At 46.9% G+C, this 22124-nt stretch carries 15 protein-coding genes and 2 pseudogenes; 6 read left to right on the plus strand and 11 right to left on the minus strand.

The window, feature by feature from the left end; all coding sequences use genetic code 11:
* Positions 1–109: 109 nt before the first annotated feature.
* Complete coding sequence (locus ACZ5QV_RS07370) at positions 110–2956, minus strand: CYTH and CHAD domain-containing protein (protein ID WP_464601897.1); 2847 nt, start codon at positions 2954–2956, stop codon at positions 110–112.
* Positions 2957–3195: 239 nt separating this feature from the next.
* Here ACZ5QV_RS07370 and ACZ5QV_RS07375 point away from each other — a divergent pair, with 239 nt between their 5' ends.
* Positions 3196–4302 (plus strand): ORC1-type DNA replication protein, encoded by a 1107-nt coding sequence (locus tag ACZ5QV_RS07375; protein ID WP_464602061.1) that lies wholly within the window; start codon positions 3196–3198, stop codon positions 4300–4302.
* Positions 4303–4593: 291 nt separating this feature from the next.
* Positions 4594–5076, plus strand: a complete 483-nt coding sequence (locus ACZ5QV_RS07380) for a Cdc6/Cdc18 family protein (RefSeq protein WP_464602062.1) — start codon at positions 4594–4596, stop codon at positions 5074–5076.
* Between the two features lie 166 nt (positions 5077–5242).
* Here the strand turns inward: ACZ5QV_RS07380 and thsB are convergent, their stop codons facing one another.
* On the minus strand, positions 5243–6901 hold the full coding sequence (thsB, locus tag ACZ5QV_RS07385; protein WP_464601898.1) for a thermosome subunit beta: 1659 nt from the start codon (positions 6899–6901) through the stop codon (positions 5243–5245).
* Positions 6902–7150: 249 nt separating this feature from the next.
* Here thsB and ACZ5QV_RS07390 point away from each other — a divergent pair.
* The 3 genes and pseudogenes from ACZ5QV_RS07390 to ACZ5QV_RS07400 all read left to right on the plus strand — a co-directional run.
* Positions 7151–7291, plus strand: a pseudogene (locus ACZ5QV_RS07390) (Hsp70 family protein); the annotation flags it as partial.
* Positions 7292–7708: 417 nt separating this feature from the next.
* Positions 7709–8416: pseudogene (locus ACZ5QV_RS07395) on the plus strand (Hsp70 family protein).
* Between the two features lie 83 nt (positions 8417–8499).
* The gene (locus ACZ5QV_RS07400; RefSeq protein WP_464601899.1) at positions 8500–8955 is read left to right on the plus strand and encodes a DnaJ domain-containing protein; all 456 of its coding nucleotides are present in this window, start codon (positions 8500–8502) and stop codon (positions 8953–8955) included.
* 528 nt (positions 8956–9483) lie between these two features.
* On the opposite strand, the gene ACZ5QV_RS07405 is transcribed toward ACZ5QV_RS07400, so the two are convergent.
* From ACZ5QV_RS07405 to ACZ5QV_RS07425, 5 genes are all read right to left on the minus strand, one after another.
* A complete protein-coding gene (locus ACZ5QV_RS07405; RefSeq protein ID WP_464601900.1) occupies positions 9484–10116 on the minus strand; it encodes a DUF169 domain-containing protein in 633 nt (210 codons plus the stop codon).
* Between the two features lie 48 nt (positions 10117–10164).
* Positions 10165–11784 carry an O-phosphoserine--tRNA ligase gene (sepS, locus tag ACZ5QV_RS07410; RefSeq protein ID WP_464601901.1) on the minus strand — a complete coding sequence of 540 codons (1620 nt, stop codon included), beginning with the start codon at positions 11782–11784 and terminating at the stop codon, positions 10165–10167.
* Positions 11785–11863: 79 nt separating this feature from the next.
* Entirely contained in the window at positions 11864–12613 is a 750-nt protein-coding gene (locus ACZ5QV_RS07415; protein WP_464601902.1) for a translin family protein, read from the minus strand.
* Between the two features lie 528 nt (positions 12614–13141).
* On the minus strand, positions 13142–13414 hold the full coding sequence (locus ACZ5QV_RS07420) for a UPF0147 family protein (RefSeq protein WP_464601903.1): 273 nt from the start codon (positions 13412–13414) through the stop codon (positions 13142–13144).
* Between the two features lie 327 nt (positions 13415–13741).
* Complete coding sequence (locus ACZ5QV_RS07425) at positions 13742–14971, minus strand: RNA-guided endonuclease InsQ/TnpB family protein (protein WP_464601904.1); 1230 nt, start codon at positions 14969–14971, stop codon at positions 13742–13744.
* A 284-nt stretch (positions 14972–15255) separates the two neighbouring features.
* On the opposite strand from ACZ5QV_RS07425, the gene ACZ5QV_RS07430 reads away from it, so the two are divergent.
* Positions 15256–15888, plus strand: coding sequence for an Sjogren's syndrome/scleroderma autoantigen 1 family protein (locus ACZ5QV_RS07430; RefSeq protein ID WP_464601905.1), 633 nt, complete (start codon positions 15256–15258; stop codon positions 15886–15888).
* 22 nt (positions 15889–15910) lie between these two features.
* On the opposite strand, the gene ACZ5QV_RS07435 is transcribed toward ACZ5QV_RS07430, so the two are convergent.
* The 4 genes from ACZ5QV_RS07435 to glyS form a co-directional block, all read right to left on the minus strand.
* Complete coding sequence (locus ACZ5QV_RS07435; protein WP_464601906.1) at positions 15911–16063, minus strand: hypothetical protein; 153 nt, start codon at positions 16061–16063, stop codon at positions 15911–15913.
* Between the two features lie 84 nt (positions 16064–16147).
* Positions 16148–16372: a hypothetical protein gene (locus ACZ5QV_RS07440; RefSeq protein WP_464601907.1), complete on the minus strand. Its 225-nt coding sequence runs from the start codon at positions 16370–16372 to the stop codon at positions 16148–16150.
* Between the two features lie 609 nt (positions 16373–16981).
* Entirely contained in the window at positions 16982–19393 is a 2412-nt protein-coding gene (locus tag ACZ5QV_RS07445) for a DEAD/DEAH box helicase (RefSeq protein WP_464601908.1), read from the minus strand.
* A 592-nt stretch (positions 19394–19985) separates the two neighbouring features.
* Positions 19986–21809 carry a glycine--tRNA ligase gene (gene glyS / locus ACZ5QV_RS07450; RefSeq protein WP_464601909.1) on the minus strand — a complete coding sequence of 608 codons (1824 nt, stop codon included), beginning with the start codon at positions 21807–21809 and terminating at the stop codon, positions 19986–19988.
* Between the last annotated feature and the right edge of the window lie 315 nt (positions 21810–22124).

Raw genomic sequence — 22124 nt, forward strand, 5'->3', positions numbered from 1 at the left:
TATCCCCTGCGTTCTTTCTTCCGTGTGCGTGTGCGTGTGCGTGTGCTTCCGAGCTTTCCGTACTTCAAATTTTCGTTTGAGATTAGTTAGAGAATTTTGCTTCCTGATTCTAATAAAGGTTCTCAAGCGCCTTTTCGATCCTCTGTCTGAATTCTCTGCTCTGGCTCTTTGCCCAGGCCTCAGGGAAACTGTCAAGCAGGGAATTAAGTTCCTTTTCTCTGTATTCCAGGTAGGCTTCCACTCCTTCTCTGCCTTTAATTACCTTTTTTAAGGCTGTTTTTTCGCTTTTGGGGAGAGGAGAGGGAGAGGGAGATGGTGAAAGTAGGGGCCCCCAGGTTCCGGTTCTGAGATATGAGTTCAGGAGCTCGATTGCCACGGCCGCATCGTGGATGTCTCCCAGCAGGTCCTGCAGGCCTTTAAATTCTTTGATTGTGCTTTTTGTTTCCTCCCCGAGTACCTGTTCAAAGAACTCAAAGGTATAGCGGAACCCCTTGGCTGCGATCCTGAGTCTGTGCAGCTTCTCAATTGAGACGTAAGGTCCCTCTACCCATTCAGCGTAGGCGGAGATTTTCGCAAAGCGGGAATAGGCTACGGAGGGCAGGACGTTCCTTACCCTGTGGGGTAATGCATCATGTTTTGCCGTGCCCGTGGGAAGTCTCCCGGCTCCGGGGACGGCCAGGAATGCTGCAAAATCTTTTTTGAAACGGGCGTATTTTTCACTGTCCAGGTAAGTAAGCATTGTTTTTCTGGCCTTTTCCCGCTCTTTCTCAAGGGCCTCAAAAAGGGGGTCAAGAGCCTGCTCCTGCCCGGCGGGAAGGTTTTCCAGGTAATGTTTTGCCTTTTCCAGGAAAACATCCTGGTCCCGGACGCCGCCGAGGGCCCGGAGGGTTGTGCGAAGCCCTTTCAGGTGGGGTTTTAATTCTTCGGGGTCTAGGTAATCTTCAAAAATTTCGGAGGCGGCCCACATCCTCCGGATGGCAACCCGCATGTCGTGCAGTTCTTCAATATCGTCCCCTTTTCTGCTTCCTTTTTCATGGGCAAGCATCTTTCCGAGCTGGTAGGAGAAGATCCTGCGGGCAACTTTGGCCATTGAATCTTCAGGTCTGATAATTACTTTTTTGCTGACAGTTCCTTTTTTGAGGCTTTTATCTTTTACCCCGGTTTTATCCCCTTCCCTTTTTTCCTTTCCTTTTTCCCCTCCTTTTTTTTCTCCACCTTTCTCTCCTTTTTCTCCGTTTTCTTTTTCCCCGTTTTCTTTTTCTCCTTCTTCACTTTCGGAATCTCTATCTTCTTCTATTTCGGTTTCAGGCGGTTTTTTTATGGGTGTAATCCCGATCTTCGTTTCAAAAAGATATTCCCAGAATTCTTTTCTTTTTTCTATCCTTTTTGCAGCTTTTCCAGCCCCTAATCCCGAAAGTTCTATTTCCAGTCCCTCTTCGAGCTGTCGGATTTTTCCAAGCTGGACAGAGGACGCAGGCTTTCCACTTTCCTCCTCTTCCTCAAGGAGAGCTGCAATCCGTATGAAGGCCGCAAGCACCAGGGCCCTGTTCTGGAAGCCTGGGGAAAGTCTGAGATGGGATTCTTCCAGGGCGTTTTTCAGGGTTTTTTCATTTATTCCGGGGGCCTGAAGGTCCAGGACCAGAGCGAGCAGGCGGAGTGTCCTGATGTCAAGACCTTTTGGGGGGCGGGAAAGGATGATTTCTTTTCCAAGCCTGGTCTTATCTTTCTTCGAGACGCTGCTTCCTATATCGTGCAGGAGAGCCGCAAGTTCAAGCAGTTTTCTTTCCTCGGCTCCCAGACCGTGGTAGGGGAAAAGGCCGTCAAAAAGCTTGAGGGCCCGGGCCTTCACCCTGAGAGCTTTTTCTTTGTCCGTCCCGTAGAGTTCCAGCAGGGTTTCCGGGGAAGTCCCTACCTCTTCCTTTCCTCTCTTTTTCTCCCCTATCGCTTCCTCATTTTTTTCTTCCTCTCCTCTCTCTTCCTCTCCTCTCTCTTCCTTTCCTCTCTCTTCCTTTCCTGTCTTCCACTCTCTTTTTCCTTCGGCATTTTCCCTTTCTGCCCAGGCCTGGACCGGGTTTTTTCCATGGGGCTGGAAATGGATTTTTCGGGCTGCGTTTTCGTTTCGGACAAAGGGGAAGATGGAAAGCCTTTCTGTTTCAAACTTTGAGAGGAAAACATTGATTTCAGTTTCCGGAACTTTCTGGGAAAGGCTGATTTCGGCTCCTGCCCGGCCCCGGTCGTGGGCGAGGAGAATTCTTGCCCATTTTCCATAGATGTTCCTGTGGGGTTCAAGCTGGGTACAGAAAGCCCGTTCTGCGGGACTCAGGACGGTTTCTTCCCCAAGGCCTTCCCTGAAGAGCAGGGCCCGCTCGAATTTGGAATAGGAACCCGGCTCAAGCTGGAAGGTCTGACGCAGAAAATCTGCAATCACACTCAGGTCCTCTTCCGTCCCCCCCTCTTTGAGTTCCACCTCCAGTTCCAGATAGGACTGTTTCCGGGCTTCGCTTTTCAGCTCTACCCTATCAAGGGCAAGTTCGGCAACATGTCGCCCGCCCATTTCCATCTGCCTGAAAAGCCTTTCCTGTTTGAGTTTTATGAGGGGGCGCAGTTCAGTGTCTCCGACCATCTCAAAAATCCTGTTCCGAACCGAAGCTTCGGAGCACTCGAGTAGCGGCATCCCGGCCGGGAGAAACCCCACATATTCCTCCCTTTTATGTCTGCCACCCTCAAAACCATCCAGGCTTTTTATAGTCACCCAATGCCCTTTTTCTCCAATGGTTTTCCGGAGTCGGAGATAATACCCTGAAGCTGTTATCTCCTGGTCTTCGGTATCCAGAAAGGTGTCCTCTATCTGCTGGAGTTTGCCCACGGAAAGGGCATAATTTCCAAAACTGTCAAGAGCTTCCAGTTCCCGAAAGCTTTCTTCATCTTTTATTAAGAATTTTGCTTCAATTTCCATCTTACCGTTATTTTATAAAGCACCTGTAAAATATACCTACCGCAGCTTCAATCTCCATGCAATTTCAATTTCTATCTTTTCTTTAAACCTTCAAAACTATATTGAAATATATTTAATCAGGTACCTCTTATATATCTTGTATCTGTACTGTATTACATCCAATCTGTCTACATTTCTGCCTTCCCGTCAACCCCTGTTTCAATATATGGATGGAGCACCTGCCTTTGATTGATAATAATATGCTACTCTGGGACGAGACTCTTTTTAAGGATCTTGAAGTGCTTGAACCGGACTACCTGCCGGACTATTTTCCCCACAGGGACACACAGTTAAACACGCTCAGGTTTGCGATCAGGCCTGCACTTCGGGGCATGAGGCCGGTAAACTGCCTGCTCGTGGGGCCTCCAGGCACCGGAAAAACCAGTGCTGTCATGAAGGTTTTCAGGGAAATCGAGGCCCACACGAAAAACGTGGTGACCGTGAAGATCAACTGCCAGATCGACTCGACGCGCTTTGCGGTCGTTTCCCGGATCTACAAAAAAATGTTTGGGATTTCTCCTCCTACTTCCGGGGTGGCGTTCAGAAAACTTTTTGAAACCATTGTGGACTCCCTTATTTCTTCCGAAAAAGTGCTGCTTGTGGCTCTCGACGACCTTAACTACCTCTGCTACGAAGGCCACGCAAATGAGGTCATGTATTCGCTTCTGCGGGCCCATGAACAGTTTCCGGGGGTCCGGATAGGGGTTTTAGGGATTCTGAATGATGCTTCGGACCTCTACAAGCTTGATGCCCGGGTCAACTCCGTGTTTTTGCCCGAAGAAATCTCTTTTTCTCACTACGAATACTCTGAAATTCAGGATATCCTGGGGGACAGGGCAAAATATGGTTTTTACCCGAAAGTTGTCCCGGAAGAAGTCCTGAAACTGGTCGTCTCATACGTGGAAAGGACAGGTGACCTCCGGGTCGGAATCGATCTTCTGAAACGCTCGGGCCTGAACGCCGAGTTTCGGGGCAGTCGCACGGTTTCTGTGGCTGATGTTGAAAAAGCCTATGAATCCTCCAAAATTCTGCACCTCTGCAGGGGCATAAACAACCTTTCAGCCTCTGAAAAAACCCTGCTCAAACTGGTGGCAAAAACCGGGGAAATCCAGGCAGGAGAACTCTATAAGGACTTTCATGAATCAACGGACCTGGGCTATACCCGTTTTTACGGAATGGTCAACAAACTCCAGTCCTTAAATTATGTGGACGCAGACTTTTCAGGCAAAGGACAGAGAGGCAGGACCCGCATCATAAAACCGGGGTTTGAAGCCGCAGATATACTGAAATGTCTTGAGAAAAGCTGATTTTCAGAAAAAGTCGGAAAATATACCAGTTTTAAGGAATATTCAGAAATAGTTTACTTTTTAGATAATTCAGAAACAGGTCATAGATGAGATCACAAAATCAGGTTTTTAGACATGTTAGTCTGCTTGAGTGAGCAAAGCGAACGAAACGGACCCCGTGCTCCCGAAGCGGAACTCGGGATTCTGAACGACGCGTCAGATCTCTACAAGCTTGATGCCCGGGTCAACTCCGTGTTTTTGCCCTAAGAAATCTCCTTTTCTCACTACGAGTACTCTGAAATTAAGGACATCCTGGGGGACAGGGCAAAGTACGGTTTTTACCCAAAGGTTGTCCCGGAAGAAGTCCTGAAACTGGTCGTATCATACGTGGAAAGGACCGGGGACCTCCGGGTCGGAATCGATCTTCTGAAACGCTCGGGCCTGAACGCCGAGTTTCGGGGCAGTTGCACGGTTTCTGTTGCTGACGTTGAAAAAGCCTATGAATCCTCCAAAATTCTGCACCTCTGCAGGGGCATAAACAACCTTTCAGCCTCTGAAAAAACTCTGCTCAAACTGGTGGCAAAAACCGGGGAAATCCAGGCAGGAGAACTCTATAAGGACTTTCATGAATCAACGGACCTGGGCTATACCCGTTTTTACGGAATGGTCAACAAACTCCAGTCCTTAAATTATGTGGACGCAGACTTTTCAGGCAAAGGACAGAGAGGCAGGACCCGCATCATAAAACCGGGGTTCGAAGCCGAAGATATATTGAAATGTCTTGAAAAAAGCTGATTTTCAGAAAAAGTCGGAAAAAGGGCTGACTTGAAGAAAAATTCTAGAACATATCCGGCTTTAAGGAAAATTCTAGAACAGATCGGAACTGTATGAAAATATCGTAAGAAGGGCAGTGTAAAAACTGCCCCTTCTTTTTTTCTATTGTGTTATTCAGAATTCGTATTCACATCATTGGAGGCATTCCGCCCATACCGCCCATTCCTGGAGGCATTCCTGGGGGCATTCCGCCTTCAGGACCTGCGGGTGCGCGGGTGGATGCGATGATGTCGTCGATCCTGAGGATCATGACTGCGGATTCGGTTGCAGCGTTTATGACCTGAGTCTTAACTCTGAGGGGTTCGACAACGAAGCACTCCCACATGTCAACGACTTTGCCTTCGAAGACATTGAGACCTGCGGTCTTTATGCCCTTCTCGTGCTGGGAACGCAGTTCCATGAGCATGTCGATGGGGTCGAGTCCTGCGTTTTCTGCAAGGGTTCTCGGGATGACCTCGAGGGCTTCGGCGTAGGCCTTGACTGCGAGCTGTTCTCTGCCTTCAAGGGTTGCTGCGTATTCCTGGAGCCTGAGTGCGACTTCGACTTCCGGAGAGCCGCCGCCTGCAACGAGCTTTCCGTCTTCGATTGAAACACCAACGACGCGCATTGCGTCTTCAAGGGCGCTGTCGATACTGTCCACAACGTGCTCGGTGCCGCCGCGGAGGAGGATGGTCACTGCTCTGGGGTTGTCACAGCCGGTGATGAAGGTCAGACTGTCTCCACTGATTTTCTTCTCTTCTACCAGTTCTGCATGACCGAGGTCTTCGGGGGTGGTCTCGTCCAGGTTGGTGATGAGCTTTCCACCGGTTGCGCGGGCGAGTTTTTCCATGTCGCTCTTCTTGACTCTGCGCACTGCAAAGATACCTGCCTTTGCCATGTAGTGCTGGGCAAGGTCTTCGACGCCTTTCTGGCAGAAGACTACATTTGCCCCGCTGTTTATGACCTTGCCCACGATATCCTTGAGCATTTTCTCTTCCTGGTCCAGGAAGGACTGGAGCTGGTCAGGGGAGGTAATGGAGATTTCTGCGTCCACTTCGGTATCCTTGAGCTCGATTGCGGTATTGAGGAGGAGGATTTTTGCGTCCTTGACCTTTTCAGGCATGTTGGTGTGGACTCTTTCCTTGTCCAGGATCATTCCACTGATAAGTGCGGAGTCTTCGACCCTTCCGCCGACTTTCTTGATGACATTGATGTTTTCCATGTCAACGGTATTCTTTCCGTCTTCGTTTGTGTCTACAACGCTTGTGACTGCAGCAACGGAGATTTCGGAGAGGAGTCTCTTTGAGGACTCTGCGCCTTTACCGGTCATGGCGGTTTCGGCAATGCTGATCAGGAGTTCCTTGTCGGACATCTCGACTTTCATGGCAAGGGATTCCAGAACTTCGATTGCCTTTACGGCGGCCAGTCTGTATCCTGAGGCGATGATAGTGGGGTGGATTTCCTGCTCGATTAAATCCTCAGCTTTCTTTAAGAGTTCTCCTGCAACCACAGCTGCACTGGTGGTTCCGTCTCCAACTTCCTCGTCCTGGGTCTTGGCGACTTCAACGACCATCTTTGCTGCGGGGTGTTCGATGTCCATTTCCTTGAGGATGGTTGCTCCGTCGTTTGTGATGACCACGTCACCCATGCCGTCCACGAGCATCTTGTCCATGCCCTTGGGGCCGAGAGTGGTCCTGACTGCCTCAGCAACTGCCTTTGCGGCCATGATGTTGTTGCTCTGAGCGTCTCTTCCTCTGGTTCTCTTGCTTCCTTCTCTTAAAATGAAAATTGGTTGTCCTGCTGCCATGTATTTGAACCTCCATTACCGTGAAATTGATTGAGTTGTAGCTCTCTGAATTGAAAACGCATTTTAAATGTTTGTACTTCTATATAAAACCATCCTATAGACTAAAACAGAGTAAAAAGACTCTCAAATGTAAATTTCTATCCTTATTTACCGCTCTGCATCAGTTTAAAATAAATCAAGATTCATATTACAAAACTTATATAGAAAAATTAATCTCATTTGTCTTCTAATGGAACTGTGGGGGATACTATGGAAAATACCGGAACTAAAGTACTTGGTATCGATCTCGGGACCACAAATTCCTGTATTGCATTAATAGAACTTGGTGAGCCAAAAATAATTCTGAATTCTGAGGGGCAAAGGCTTACACCTTCTGTTGTCGGGTTTTCAGCTATCCAGTTTTGACTATAAACGTATGCAAACGAAGGTTTAATATTTTTACATTTTGCAATAAATATTATTTATACTGATTTTTTCTGTTTGGGAAGCGTCGGAAAAGTACAAGATTATCCAAACATTGACTTATTTATTCATCGTTAATAAATTTAATAATTTCATATGATGCCGATTTGCGGAGTTGAGTTCCATGACTGTGTGAATTTATTTGCCGATTCCAGACCTTTCAGACGTTTTCAATTACAAGAAAAAACAACAATCACTTGTCTTATAATTTCAAACTTTCTGGATGTGGGGTGATAAAATAAGGAGATAGTTCCTGTTAATTCCTTTCATCCGTTTAGTGACTTTTTAAAAAATTTGGTGTCATAATTCCTTTCATTCTTTCGCTGTCAATATTCAAAACGTGAATTGCTGAATATCCCCTACCTTTTTGAGGATAAAAAACTGGAACTGGAAATAAGCCGGGAACAGTTTGAAGCAATGATTGAGGAAATGCTCAAAAAAACGGTATCAATTATGGAAAAAGCTCTGGAAGACTCAAAACTTTCAGTCCGGGACATTGATGACGTAATTCTTGTTGGAGGTTCTACCAGAATTCCTGCTGTGGTGAAACTGGTGGAAGATTCCATGGGGGAAAAGGTGCTTCAGAACATTGACCCTGACGAAGTCGTGGCAATGGGAGCGGCCTTACAGGCGGAGATTCTCGGAAATGAATTCCTGAAAGCATCAGGAAGGGCTTAAGAGCCCGATTTTTTGCTCCTTGACGTAACGCCCCTGACCCTTGGCTTTGAGACCGTGGGGGATTTTGCGGTGCCCATAATTCCCAGGAACATGACGATCCCTGCAAAAAATAGCAAAATATTTACAACACATTATGATAATCAGGAAGTCGTGAGGGGAAAAATTCTTCAGGGAGAAGAAGAGGCCGCGTCCAGGAATGTGATGCTGGGGATGCTCATTCTTAAAAATATCCCGCCTGCTTCGAAAGGGGTCCCGAGGATAGAAGTCACCTTTGATATAGATGTCAACGGCCTGATAAACGCCACGGCCAGAGATCTTGATACCGGCAACCTTCAGACCGTTTCCATCGAGAGGCCTCCGGAACTCAATGATTAACGGACTCAATAGCTCAAAAATTTTTGGGTTATGGCTGAGTGGACTGAGTGGACTGAGTGGATTGAGTGGATTGAGTGGATTAAGTGGAATTTCAGGAGGAAAAAGCAATGAATTACTATGAGTTGCTGGGGGTTTCCTGGAACGCAGGCGCTGAAGAACTCGAAGAAAGGTATCATGAGCTTGCAAAGAAATATCATCCGGATAAATGCAAAGCTCCTGATGCCCAGGAAATCTTCATAAGAATCAAGGAAGCTTACGAAACCCTTTATGATCCTCAAAAAAGAAACGTATACGAAGCGTCCCTATCTTCTGACGGGGTATTTGAAAAACTTTCCAGAGATAAAGTTTCAGCTGGATCTTCTTCCGTTTCCTCTGTTTCTTCCGTTTCTCCTGTTTCTTCCGTTTCTCCTGTTTCTTCCGTTTCTCCTGTTTCTTCCAATTCTCCCCTTGCCTCCGGGGATTCTTCCGGTTTTTCTCCGGATTCCCGGAGTCCTGTCCCGTTTTCTCCCGATACTCAGTGTTCTCCCCCGACTTATTAACTTTCTTTTGTTCCCGTAGGGGGCTATTATTCAGGCAACCCGGGTCCTTTCAGGTCAAGTATTGTTTCTTATGCCCCTTTCAGGTCTTCTCTTACTTTTCAAGGTTCTACCCTGCCTTTTTCTATTTCCAGGGACCCTCCGGAATGGCTTAAAAACGCAATATGTAAAAACAGTCCGGGAGCCATTCAGTTTAAAAACGGTTCCTATAAGGAGGGGCTGCTCAGCCCCCTTAAGCCTTCATGGAAATTAATGATCAGGAAAAAATTAAAGCTGATCTGAGAAAAAAAGTACGTGGTCTTCCGGTCCGTTTTATTTTAGGAAAGCTATGTAAGTACTGTATTATTCTTATTTTGATTTTACTGGCCTTGATGTTCATTTTACCCTCTACCGGGGCAGCGGAATCTCCTTACCTTGAGAGATTCGAAATCGTAATTGAATCTCTAAAATCCTTTTCCACTTAAGAAAATATACCGATTTCCGGATCCGTGATTTCCGGATCTGTGATTCCGGGTTTCTGCTTTCTTTTCCTTAAGCTTTGGTCGCAGGAAGTTTAGAAAGCCCTTCTTCAATGCTTTCCACTTTTTCAAAAGCAATTCCCAGGGGGAGTTCCGTGTCACTATAGCCGCTGTGCTTGCGGGAGCCCTTGCAGCCAAAGGATAGTCCCAGGCCGTTTTCAAGAGCAAGAGCGGTGCAGTCTCCGCAAATGGAGGCCGCGCCTATCGTATCCACCTCGACTCTGGCTCCTTCCGCGTACGCAAAAGCCTGCACCACCCGCATGGCTCTTTCAGGCTTCAGGAAGAGTATGAGCACATCGAATTTTCCCCGATTTTCGGAGAGTGGCTCGATTCTCATAAAAGAGTATTTCCTGGCAATTCTCGGAAGCCCCACAGCTGCTTTTTCAGCAGTTTCAAGGTCCCGGTACCTTCCGGATTTCAAATAATATTCCGAGGGAGGTAGATCGGAAAGCCCCAGCACGTAGGCCCCTGCCGAGCAACGCTGGCCTGAGACCCGAAAGGTCTCCCCGGCCCTGGCCTTCCGGACCAGTTCGCAGAAAAGGAGGGTTGAGGGTTTTGCCTCCTTTTCCCCTGCTTCAAAGCTTATGCAAACTGGCTCTCCAATCTCCATAAGCCGGTTGATTTCCGGAAATCTTGAAGGTTGCATGCTCTCCTTTTTTTACTTTTTTTCTATATCTCTACCTTTACGTTTGCCTTATTCGAACTCTGCTTTAACCGTGGTAAAGATCGGGCCTCTGATATCGATCTTCTTATTCCCGCTCGTGATGTAACGCTGGGTCAGGGGCTTTATCTTCAGGTTTACTTCAGAAGGCACCTTGACGATCCTGACCCTGCTTATGTGTTCGGACTCCCCGGCTTTTGCAGCTTCTTCGATTTCAGTGGCAGCCTGAGAGGCAAAAGCGTCTATGAAGCGGATGCCTGTCCGTGCGGAGTGATTCTCAAAGGCCTTTTTCCATTTCTTGTTCTGCGGAAGCCCCAGGATATCCCCTTCGTAGGCCAGTACCTCATTGAAAGCTGCGGGTCCGCAGAGTTTCGTGTCATCCTCAGGCTCGATTACGGAAACTTTTACCTTACGGCCAGAGATTTCTCCTTCCCAGGCCAGAAACTCGCAGGGGCTGGGCTCGCTTCCGTGAAGCTCGCACTGGGTGGCAATCGCAGCCGCAATCCTCCGGCCCTCGGGAGTTTCCGGGACTTTGTCCACGTAGACCTGCTTTGCAATTTCGTTGTCTTTCATTTCCCATTCACAGTACTGGGGGATCTGAGGATAGCTCAGGGAGCGGATATCCGGGGCATCGTGGAGTATCATGGCCAGGCGCTCGACCCCGAGCCCCAGATTCATCGCCGGGCAGGGAATGCCGTATTCCGCAAGGGCGATCGGGGAATAAATTCCGAAGGTTGCAACCTCGATCCAGCCGTCCGAGTACTTGGAGTTCGAACCGACAAGTTTTGGATGGTAGGCAAAGACCTCGATCTGGGTATCGGGCACGTAGTACTTGCTTCTTTTCTCGTCCGGCCTGAAGATGAACTTCTCAAAACCAAACTGGGAGAGCAGCCCTTCGGCCACGGCTTTTCCATGGTCCACAGTCACGTCCTCGTCCATGATCACACAGGAGGCTGAGTAATAGGTCATGAGCCTGGAGGCGTCTTCCTGCTGTTCTCTCCTGAAACAGCGGTCCACCGAGAAGAAATGGAAAGGAGGCTCTTCTCGTTCAAGCAGGGCCCCAAGCGAGATGAACCAGCCGCTGGTCATGTGGCTCCTGAGGGTTTTTCCGGCCGACTGGGGGACAAGTTCTTTGAATTCAGGGAAAACCTGGTCGATCATTTCCGCGACAAGGGCATCCGAGACCCCGAGAGAGGCCGAGATTTCAGGCACAAGGTCGTCTCCTTCGACCGTTCCTTTCTTGTATGAGTGGAGGACTTTCCTTATCCCATCAATTCCCTCGTCATCGATATCTCCCAGGATTTCTCTTATCCTGGCAATCCTCTCGTCAGAAATCCCCACGTTCGGGCGGGGAAGGCCTGCGAGGTAAAAACAGCGGTCCAGTACGGCCAGGGCTTCGCTTCCGAACTGTTTGTGGACTTCCCGCTCGTCCACGATGAGCGGGTTCATCATTTCACTGAAACCCATGCGTAGATAGGCTTCCCTGAGGCGCTGGATGGTGTCATAGACCGGGTGGACCTTTCCGTAAGTGAGGGTGATCCGCGGGTAGCGCTCATTTAAAAGGGGTGTTTTTATGAGGTTTTTGCCTTCGTTCCAGGCCAGGTCAAAGTTTTCTTTTGCTTCTTTTTTTATCTTCTCGGGATCGAATCTCATGGGTACCATCCTGTGATTTCAATAATTGTGAAAATTCTGTTATGATTAAGCTTTCTGCTAGTTAAACGACCGCTTTCTTTCAGTCCGGCCCGCTTCCTGTCAGCCGGTGCTCCAATTCCCGCATTGCTGCCTCAAGTTTTTTTTGCTGGATGGCGTTTGTCAGGTCCCCCCGGGTCTTTTCCACAAGGCTGCGAGCTACATCGGTTTTTCTCCTCAGCCCGTGCGTTATGGCATCCGGGTAATCGAAGTCCAGAAGAACCGCATGGATATTTTCCATAATCCCTAAAAACACTTCGGCTTTTTCCACGTCTCCCCGCCGGATAAGGTCCAGAATATGCCTTCTGAGTTCCCCCGCAACATCTCCAAGGCCGTTAAGGTAAGCCGCGTATCCCATCCCGAGGGTTTCAGGGGTTGGGATTGGTCCGGGTCCTGTTTTTTTCCCAGACTCCTCTTTTACTTCAGGTCCCGTTTTTTCTCCGCTTTCTACATTTCTTTCCGGACCTGTTTTTTCTCCGGTTCCCGCTTCCTCTCGGAGCAACTCGTAGAGGATTGAAGCCTCGGCAAACTCCTGCTGGGCATGGTCTACAAAGCCTGCATGATAGATATCGGCATGTTTTTCGAAGATGTCTTCAAGCCTCAAAAGAGCTTTTCCGGCTTCTTCGATTCTTCCGGCCGCTTTTTCAAAATCCTGCCCGTGGAGGGCGAAAGTAGCGGTCCTGCATTCCCGGACAACCTGGCGGGAGATTTTAAGCCCCTCTTCCCTAACTCCGTCCTTTTCTTCAAAATTTTCCCTGATCCGGGCCGAGATTTCCCTTAGCATATTTTCCATTACCCCCTGATGAATACCTCAGTGAATTTTTGTTAATAACTGATTAACAGAAAGCCTGTTTGTTAAAACTTTCCGGAACTTATCCGGATGCTTCCCGGTGTTAAATCTCCGATATATATTATTTCTATCGGTATCTTCTTTTTTGGCATCCCCTTTTTTTAAATGATACGTCCGGTTCCGGCTCGTCGAGTTTTTCCCCGGGTTCTCAAAAAAAAAGTTTCGATATATGAATTCTCAGGCCTGAATGTGGATTCCTCTTCCATCTTCACCCGGTAGAAAAAAAAGTTTTGGTATAAGAGCCCCTGAGGGCTACAATACGCAGGCTAAAAGGTGGTTATTTCAAGCATCCCTGTTAGTTCTGTTTTCAGAATGAGTTGATTTCAAATTTTATCATCAGGGATAAGCAAAAACTTATGTCAGCCCGTTTCAGATCTCAAAGCTTCTGTTTTTTTGTGAGAATGAAATCGAGTACGGACTTTAATCTTTTGTTTTTGAAATAATGGTTTTAAGGAATAAGTTCTGTTTTTTTTAATCGTCCACGGGGATTGTTTCAAGCTGGCTGGAGAGGTTCCATACGAGGGTTCTTGTGTGAAGAGGAAGGTTTGGGTCGTTGCTTATGTCCTCAAGAATTGAGATGCTGGATGCAGCTCTCAGGAATACGGGCTCGGATTTATTGTTCAGGATACTTATCATTTCGTTTACTGAACGCCTTATATTTCTTGGAACTGAGGAGTCGCTTGTTATACTATCTAAAACCTGAAGACACTGTCTCATAACTTCTGCTGGATCAACTGATGACATTCAAATCACCTTCAGTGATTGATTCTTTTTAATAGTTGATTATAATGTAAAATTAGTATTAGCTAATTTAATGTAAGATAGGTTTGTTATATAAAATCTTATCGGTGACCCCTTACAGAAAGCCGGACCTGCTCCCTCTTCAGCCCTCCTTTTGTCATAAAACCTTAGCAGGAAACTCCATTGCTTTAACGTGGGGTAGTTGAGCTTGAGGGGTGGTTAGCTCCGAGGAAGCAATCTCATTTTGGACAAGGTAGTTTCATAAGACAGAAGTTTTCTTATAACACTGCAGAACAGGTGTTGTTATGCTATGAAAAGCTCTAATTAGTATCACAAACAATCATGAATTTGTGATATAAACTGTTCTTTGTATAGTGGGTTAACACTAACAGGGTGAAGCACAACACCCTCTATCCCCTCTGCAAAGGCATTAGGGACTGCTTTTCTAATCATGTTGTATGCTGCATTTACATCAGCATTAAGGAGAACTCCGGCAGCACTCCGGAAAAGTCCTCTTTTTACCCGTTTTCCAAGATATTTGTCCCGGTGCTCCATTGGTTCATTATCAAGGAAAGAGCATTTGCTTGTATAGGACTCTTCGATCCTTTCAACTGAAATTCCAACTTTCTCGGCCTTGTACTCGACCATTGAAATAAGAGTACTGTGGGGAATCTGAGCAAACTTCTGGTTATTTTTTTTGCCCATGTTGGATTTTTGTTTCCAGAACGGGTTACTTCCGATGACAATTTTTTCCACTTTCATCTCCTGAGCATAGTCTATTATTGCCCTGCTCAGTTTGTGAAGTGTGTCTTTAATCCTTGAGTTTCGTTTGTGGGTAAGGACTTCTATTTTCTTACCGGTTTTGAGCCCGTGGGACTCATAAATGCTCTGGAGCTTTGCTCTTTCTTTGTTGTAAAACTGGTTTACGGACTTGGCAACTCCGCCCTTAACAATAATTGGAACTTCACCAAAATTGTTTCCAATGGTTACGAGGTTGACAACTCCCAGGTCAATTCCCAGGATTCTTCCAGAATTAATGGGTTCAGGTTCTTTTATTTCGGTTTCAAAAACGATTTCACAGGTGTACCCTACGTGTTTTGGAATGATCCTGACTTCTCTTAAATTTATATTATCAGAAAGTCTTGTCTGGATGGACAATGGAACTACTCTGGGAAACTTGAGTTTTCCGTCTTTAATCCTGACCTGCTGATTGGTAAAAACTAACAGGAACTCTCCATCTTTTTCTTTGTAGTAAGGGGGTTTCGGTTTTCCTGTGAAAAGTTCAGGATTCTTTTTGAAAGCTTTCATAGCTTCAAAAAAAGATTTCCAGTTACTGTCAAGCACTTTTAGAGTCTGTTGAGCAGTTTGGGCCGGAAGCTCTTTGTAAGGCTCCGAATCCTTTACGAGTTTATAGAGTTTCTTGTACCTTATCCATTTCTTGTTTTTGAAAAACTCCTGTCTAACTATGTAGGTTGCAAAGTTATACAGGTTTTTGGATTTATGGCACAAATCACCAATTTCATCGGAACGAAATTGTATTTGCTCAACACGCTTAACCATCACTTTGATTCGACCCCAACTTTATACTATATTCTCCTTTTTTGCTATAATGCTTGTGGAATAGCAGTGAAGTATTGAAATTATCTCATCAAATTTAACTCTGATTTCTCCTTGTTTTACGTACATGGTGTAACGTTATCCTTGTGATTTTAAGAAAGCTTAGAACTCACTCAGCTTATATGTAACACAAGATATAATATTACTTGTATATTATATATGATTATTATATGGAATTGGGCACTATATGGTACCTATATATCTGTGCAAGAGGAAGGTCTTGATATATGGACTCTGAAAAAGATAAAAAGGTAAAAAGAATTGCTCGTTTCCTGGAACTCGGGGGGACAATGCTTGCCGAGCACTGCAATAACTGCGGCGCTCCGAAGTTTCGTTATCAGGGCAGAGTAATCTGTCCTATATGTGATGTCCAGGAGGAAGAAGAAGAAAAAAGGGTGGAAGAAGTAAAGGAAATTCCGGTCTCTCCAGAAAAAACTCCGGTCTCTCCCCAAAACCCCCCGGTTTCCGGGCCTGCACCCGAAAGCCAGCCCGTTTCCGCCTCTAACTCCAAAACCGGAAGTTCTGCGGGGGCAGCTCCCGAAAAAGAACCCTGGTTTGCGAAAAAAGAGGGACCTCATGTGGGGGTCAGGGAAACAGTAGAGGAAGCCTTCTCCAAAAGTGAGGCAGCTTCCATGAAAAAGGATGTGAGAAAAGCCGAAATAACTTCTCTTTCCGAAACCCTTCCTGAAACCCTTTCCGAATCCGGATGGGCAGGTAAGGAGCTTGAAGTCCTGCTCTTTAGAAAATTAATCGGTATTGCAGATTCCTTGCAGGAAGAAAAGGATCCGCGAAGGATTGATGAGGATTTTGGGCTGATTGAGAAAGGGTTGACTCTCATTGAACGCTTAAAGAAAATTTAAGCCAATTTGAGGGACAGTTGATTTAACTTACTCTTTTTTCTTTCCCTTTCTTTTCCCTTTTTTTTCTCCATTTTTCCTTTCTCCATTTTTCTCTACTTTTTTCTGCTTTCTCTCCTATTTTCTGCCCTGACTTACCGGCTGATGGTATGAAGAAAAAATCTGTTTTTTCATGCATTTTTTCCCTTCTTTGAATACAGTCTCTCTTCCCCGATTTATTTATGTCTGCTGATATCGTTTTTTCTTTTTTTCCTCAGGTATTTTATAGCTTCATTTTTATATCCTCTTCATAATTTATACAGGTTATATATACTGTTATATATTTTACTTCTTTTATTATTTTATAATCTCCATGATTAATCATCATGGTTATGATTTCTATTTTCAAATGTTGTTTTCCCCATATCTGAGGGATGAATCTCATGGTTTTTTGGAAAATAAGTTTTTTCGGTACTGGAGGAGGGTCTATTTTTGATTTTTTTTTCAAATTATCTTCCGCTTTTACATAAAAGTCCCTATCTATTACTATTTATCATTACAATAAAAACCGGTTTTTCCAAAAACCCTCTCAATAGGGGGTTTCTATTTGTCACGATTTATCGTAAATTTATTTTAGGTGTCTTTATATTTAAGAACAAACAGTCTTTATTTTGAGAGGTGATGAAGCATGGATAATTTGTCCAGCGATCTGGTCTCATATCTGTTTATTTTTTTGGGCCTGATTTGCGGATTGCTTTTCCTATTTCCTATAGGGTGGGCAATTTTCCTCTTTTGTGTACTAACGGAACAGGGAAATACTGTGTTCGGATACCACATAAAAAAGAAACACGCAATTTTAAAAAAGAGTTAACCAGCCGTCACTTTTCCTTTTAAAGTAACGGCTGCTTTCAAACAGTCCGGCTTTGCAGGCCTCCGGCCCGCACTAAAATTTTCGCGGTCTGCCTGTGGTTCTATCCTGCTTTACGCCAGCGGGATTGAATTTTCGCAGGTCCCGGATTTCCTGCAATCTCCAGAACCCGGGCTATTTTTTAATTTTTTTGATTAACAGTTTTGATTAACAGTTTTGATTTTTTGATGTTTTATCTTTTCAGAGACTTCAAGCTTTATACTGTGTCTTCACGACTTCCAGAATCCTGGCCGCGGTCTTTGGCCCGATCATCTTTACTTTTTTCAGTTCATCCTGGTCCGCTCGCATGATAGCCTCCACGGTCCCGAAATGCAAAAGCAGGTTCCTGGCCGCTTTCGGGCCTATGTCCGAGATCGAGGATACCAGGTACTCCTGCTGCTCCGCAAGGGTTCCGGTAGACTTTTTCCCGTGTGGGTTGATCTCTTTTTTTTCCTTGACCTGTTCGCGTTTCGCAAGTATTTTCAAAATAGAGGCCGTCTCCTCTTCGTCCCGGGAGTAGAGGATCGATATCCCGAAATCGAGTGCAATGGATGCCAGGGCTCCGTAGATGGCGTTGGGAGAAAGCTGCCTGGCCGTAAAGAGTTCATTCCCTTCGATTATAAGGACAGGTTTTCCATAGGTCCGGGCCAGATCCGAGAGCTGGGCAAAAAGGTTGCGTTTCCCGCCGATAAGTGAACTTGCAAAGTCATCCGTGCGCTTTCTCTCAACCGCCACCCGGTCGCTAACAACGTAATCGCCAACCTCAAGAGCCGCAAAACTGAGTTCCATACCCAGCCGGTCCAGGGCTCTTGCAACCCCGCTCTTGGTTTCCCGGTGGTCCACGACCACCCTCAGGCTGCCCTCTTCCCCTGCTTTGGGTGAAACTTTGAAATCTCCCAGGGTCCTTTGCTTTTCTAGGCTTTCTTCTTTTCCGGTAACTCCCTCTCCGGTAAATCTTTCTCCAGTAATCTCCTCTCCGGCAATTATCTCCCCAGTAATCTCCTCTCCGGTCCCATCTTCAAACGCCATGAGTTCCGGTGCTTCAAACGCCGGTCCTTTTTTCGGGCCCAGGGTTTCCTGCAGGCCCTGCATACTGTTCAGCATCCTTTTTTCCTTGTTCTTGCTGCTCCAGTAATAGGCCTCGTCCCTCGTCCCCTTTGTAACAAGCACGATAACCCTTCCCCTGCGTTGCCTGCCGGTCCTGCCTTTCCTCTGTATACTCCGGATCTCCGAGGGGATGGGCTCGTAAAAAAGCACCAGGTCCGTTGAAGGGATGTCCAGCCCCTCTTCCGCAACGGAGGTTGCCACAAGGACGTTGTATTCCCCTGCCCTGAACTTATCTAGGATTTCCACCTGTTTCTTCTGGGAAAGCCCCTTGTCTTTATAACGGGAACTTTGCCCCACGAAGCGGGCCGGGGAAATTCCCGGAAGTTCGGCCAGGGCTGCTACCACCATCTCGGCCGTGTCCCTGTAATTTGTAAAAACAATTACCCTTGAGTCAGGGTTGCCCTCAAGCTGGTCGGCCACTATATCCTGCGTGCACTTGAGTTTCGGGTGTTCGGTCCCGAAATCTTTCAGGGAATGGATCACCTCATGCATATAGGGATCTCCCATAAGCCTTCGGGAAGCCTTGCTTGCTCCTCTTGAAGAGGCCTCAGCTTCCAGTTTTTCCAGATACTTTTTGAGGGCTATAAACCCCTGAGTCTCCACTAATTCCACGGCGTGGTTTATCTTCATGACCTCGGCAACCACGGAGATAGCTGTAAAAACGGCCGGGTTTCCCCCTTCCCGGAGTTCGCCCTGAAGCCGTTTTTGCAGGTCCAGAAGGTCTGTTTTGGACACGTACTTCCCGCGCCCGGCCGAAAAGCCCAGTTCCTCGACTTTTGCCAGACGTTCTTCCACGATCTTCTCAAGTTCGTCCCGGATTTTTCCCATTTCCTCCGGGAGCACGAGCTTCACCCATTCGATGTCCTTCTCATGCACATAGGGCTTAACGTCTCTGTCCTGCTCGGTCTTCACGGCCACGTTTTCAATGTGCAGGGCCTCGCAGACCTCGGAGATCTTTTCGTTGGTGCTGCCCGGACTTGCGGTTATCCCCAGGATGTGGGGCTCTTTTGCGGTTTCAAAGTACTTTTCCGCAATGAATGTATAAGCATAATTCCCGACAGCCCTGTGCGCCTCGTCAAAGGTTATATGGGTGACGTCTTCAAGGCTGATCCGTTTTGTCAGGATGTCGTTTTCTATCACCTGCGGGGTGGCGATGATCAGTTTTCCCCTCTCCCAGAGTTCCTTCCGCTTTGCAGGGGCCAGACTTCCCGTAAAGGTCAGGACCTCCTCTTCCGGCAGGTTCATGACCCTTTTGAAAAAAGAAGCGTGCTGCTCGACAAGCGGCTTTGTCGGGGACAGGAGCAGGGCCTTTCCCCCGAAACGCTGGAGCCGCGAGGCAATGACAAAAAGGGCTATGATGGTTTTTCCCAGGCCCGTCGGAAGCACGACCAGGCTCGGGCCCCCAAGGGCTCTTCCGGCTAAATTCAACTGATAAAGCCTCTGCTGCACGGTATCGGGTTTTATAAGGGGGTGCTTGATACAGGAAACCCCGTCAATAAAGAAATTGTCGCTCATTATGTAGCCCCTTTTTAGTTCTGTTTTATAGGAATGGTAACAATAAAAGTTTAGATTTCTGCTTAGGAATGGCCGAAAAATAACTTCATATTTTCAGTTAGTGAATCACTTTATACTCATACAGTTTATATTTCTATGTTAAGTGATGTTTGGTGTGGGCATTCAAACCACGGAACACACGGAATACACGGAAAAAGAAAGGCCGGAAGACGGCAATTATGGTTGTTCTGGCATTTTTAAGTCCTTTTTCAAGAATCCAGGAGCGTTTTTGAATCCTATTATATAAAAATCCAGCTTATTCACCGGCCGAAGGCCGGTTTCCGTGTCTTTCCGTGCTTTTCCGTGGTTAAGGAATGGTAAACAAAAATAATTGATAGTATATCTCACTCATTCCTTATTCCAATCTATAAAAAAAGTTACAGATAATAAAAAGTTTTGCCGCATGTTTGCAAGCTTTTCCTGCGGCCTCAAAAATTAGCCTGCATGTATTGATTCTAAAATCTGATAATAAACCACGGATAAACACAGATGACTTTAATCCGTGTTTATCCGTGTCCATCTCTGGTTCTTTAAGTTGACATGCAGGTAGATTTCAGAAGTTAAAGGACTCGCCTGCGGATTCGAAACTCCTGTCTTTGTAGATCATTTCGTAAAGCACGTCCTCGATTCCCTCGACCGGGGCCCGGATCTGTCGCATGGAGTCCCTGTCTCTGATGGTGACGGTTTTGTCTTCCAGAGAGGCGTAGTCCACGGTGACGGAGTAGGGGGTCCCGATTTCGTCGTTTCTCCGGTAGCGGCGTCCGATGGTCCCGGAATCGTCGTAGGCGACCAGAAGGTTCTTTTCCCTGAGCTTTGCCATGATTTCCTTTGCGGGGGCTACGAGTTCCTTCCGGGTCATGAGTGGAAGGACTGCCACCTGGACCGGGGCAACTGCACTTGAAAAGCGCATTACAATCCGGGTCGCTTCTTCGGCTTCGCCCTCTGCTTCGACTGCACTCTCTGCGTTTTCTTTGTTTGCTTCCCCGGCCCCTTTAAGCCCGGACTCGGCTGCCTTTGCGGCCACGTCTTCTTCTTCAAAGGCGTGTTCCATGGCCCCGTAGAAGATCCTGTCAATCCCGTAGGAAGGTTCGATTACGTGAGGAATGACGGTTTCCCCGCTGACCTTTACGGTTTCTTCCGCAAAGCCCACCATGTCGGAGCTGATCGTGATTTCCTCGCCGTCCACGGAAATTTTGATCTCGTCCCTGGAAATTTCTTCTCTGGAGAGGGCTTTGAGGGCCTCGGAAACGACCTTTGCCTTCCCTTTAAATACAGGCCCGAGTTTGCCCATGTTTGGCTTCACAACAAAGCTTGTGACCATTTTGGGCTCAGGGTATTCCACGTAGACCGCAAGTTCGGTCTTGCTGACCCTTGCGTGAGCTTTCAGGTCGTAGTCGGTCCTGTCAGCGATTCCCACAGTCTCGACCCAGCCGAAGCGGTCCATTTCAATTTCAGCGTCCCAGCAGTCGATGGCGTAGTGGGCCATCTCTTTTTTCAGGTGCTGTCTGAACCTGAGTCTTGTCGGGTCTACCCCGATCTTGGTCAGAAACTCGTTTGTGAGGGCGATGTTGTAGCCCAGAAACTCGTGAGCAATGATTCCCTTTTCGACTGCTTCCCGGACGGTCATCCGCATGGATTCGCCCTTCTCCTGCCCTTCCTGAGAGTAGAGGGTAAGTTCTTTGTCTGCAAAACGCTCGAAGTTCGGGTGGCTCTTATTCCGGGGATCGGTAAAGATCTCACACTCGGCCTGGGTAAATTCCCGAAGGCGGATTACGCCCTGACGGGGAGCAATTTCGTTTCTGTAAGACTTTCCGATCTGCACAGCCCCGAAAGGCAGTTTTTCCCTGTAGAAGCGGGACAGCCTCTGGAAGTCCACGAACATCCCCTGAGCCGTCTCAGGCCTGAGATAACCCTGTCTACCGGTCCCGGGCCCGATTGTGGTCTTGAACATCAGGTTAAATTCGTAGGCGTCTTTAAATTCCCCGCCACATTCAGGACAGGTGATTCCATTTTCCTTAATAACCTGCGTGAGCTGCTCCGCATTCAAAGTCCCGGCCGCAGCCATAATGTTCTCCACAAGGTGATCGGCCCGGAAGGCTTCCCCGCATTCCTTGCATTCACAGAGAGGGTCCGAAAATCCTCCCACATGCCCCGAGGCCACAAAGACGTCCTCGATCCCGATTGTGGGGCACTCGATTTCCATAAAGCCTTCCTGAATTACGTAAAACTCCCTCCAGATCTGCTCGATCCTGCGCTTCAACGTGCAGCCGAGGGGCCCGTAATCGTAAAAACCCCGGCTTCCGCCGTACAGTTCAAAAGAGTTCCAGAGAAAGCCGCGCCTCTTGGCCAGCTCGATTACCTGCTCGTACTTGTCCATTGTATGAATCCTCGTAAAATTGATTTGGGGATATCGGATAATTGTAAACTTTTGATTTATCTGAAATATTAGATGGATAATAGCTTTATCATATTAAATTTGCACTGCTCTGAGACAGGTTGAGGATTATGACATGTGATCGTGGAGTTTTTTTATATATATTTGAATCTTCCTGAGTGAGAAACTCTTTAAAATAATCAAGGCTTCTAAATTAAGTTCAAAATCATTTCTTTGGAATTTATCAAATCTGTGCATTTTTCAATACATTTATATTTTAGATATGATCTTTTTTATTGAGTTTGTAACTATTACTTT

The organism is Methanosarcina baltica, from assembly GCF_055394095.1.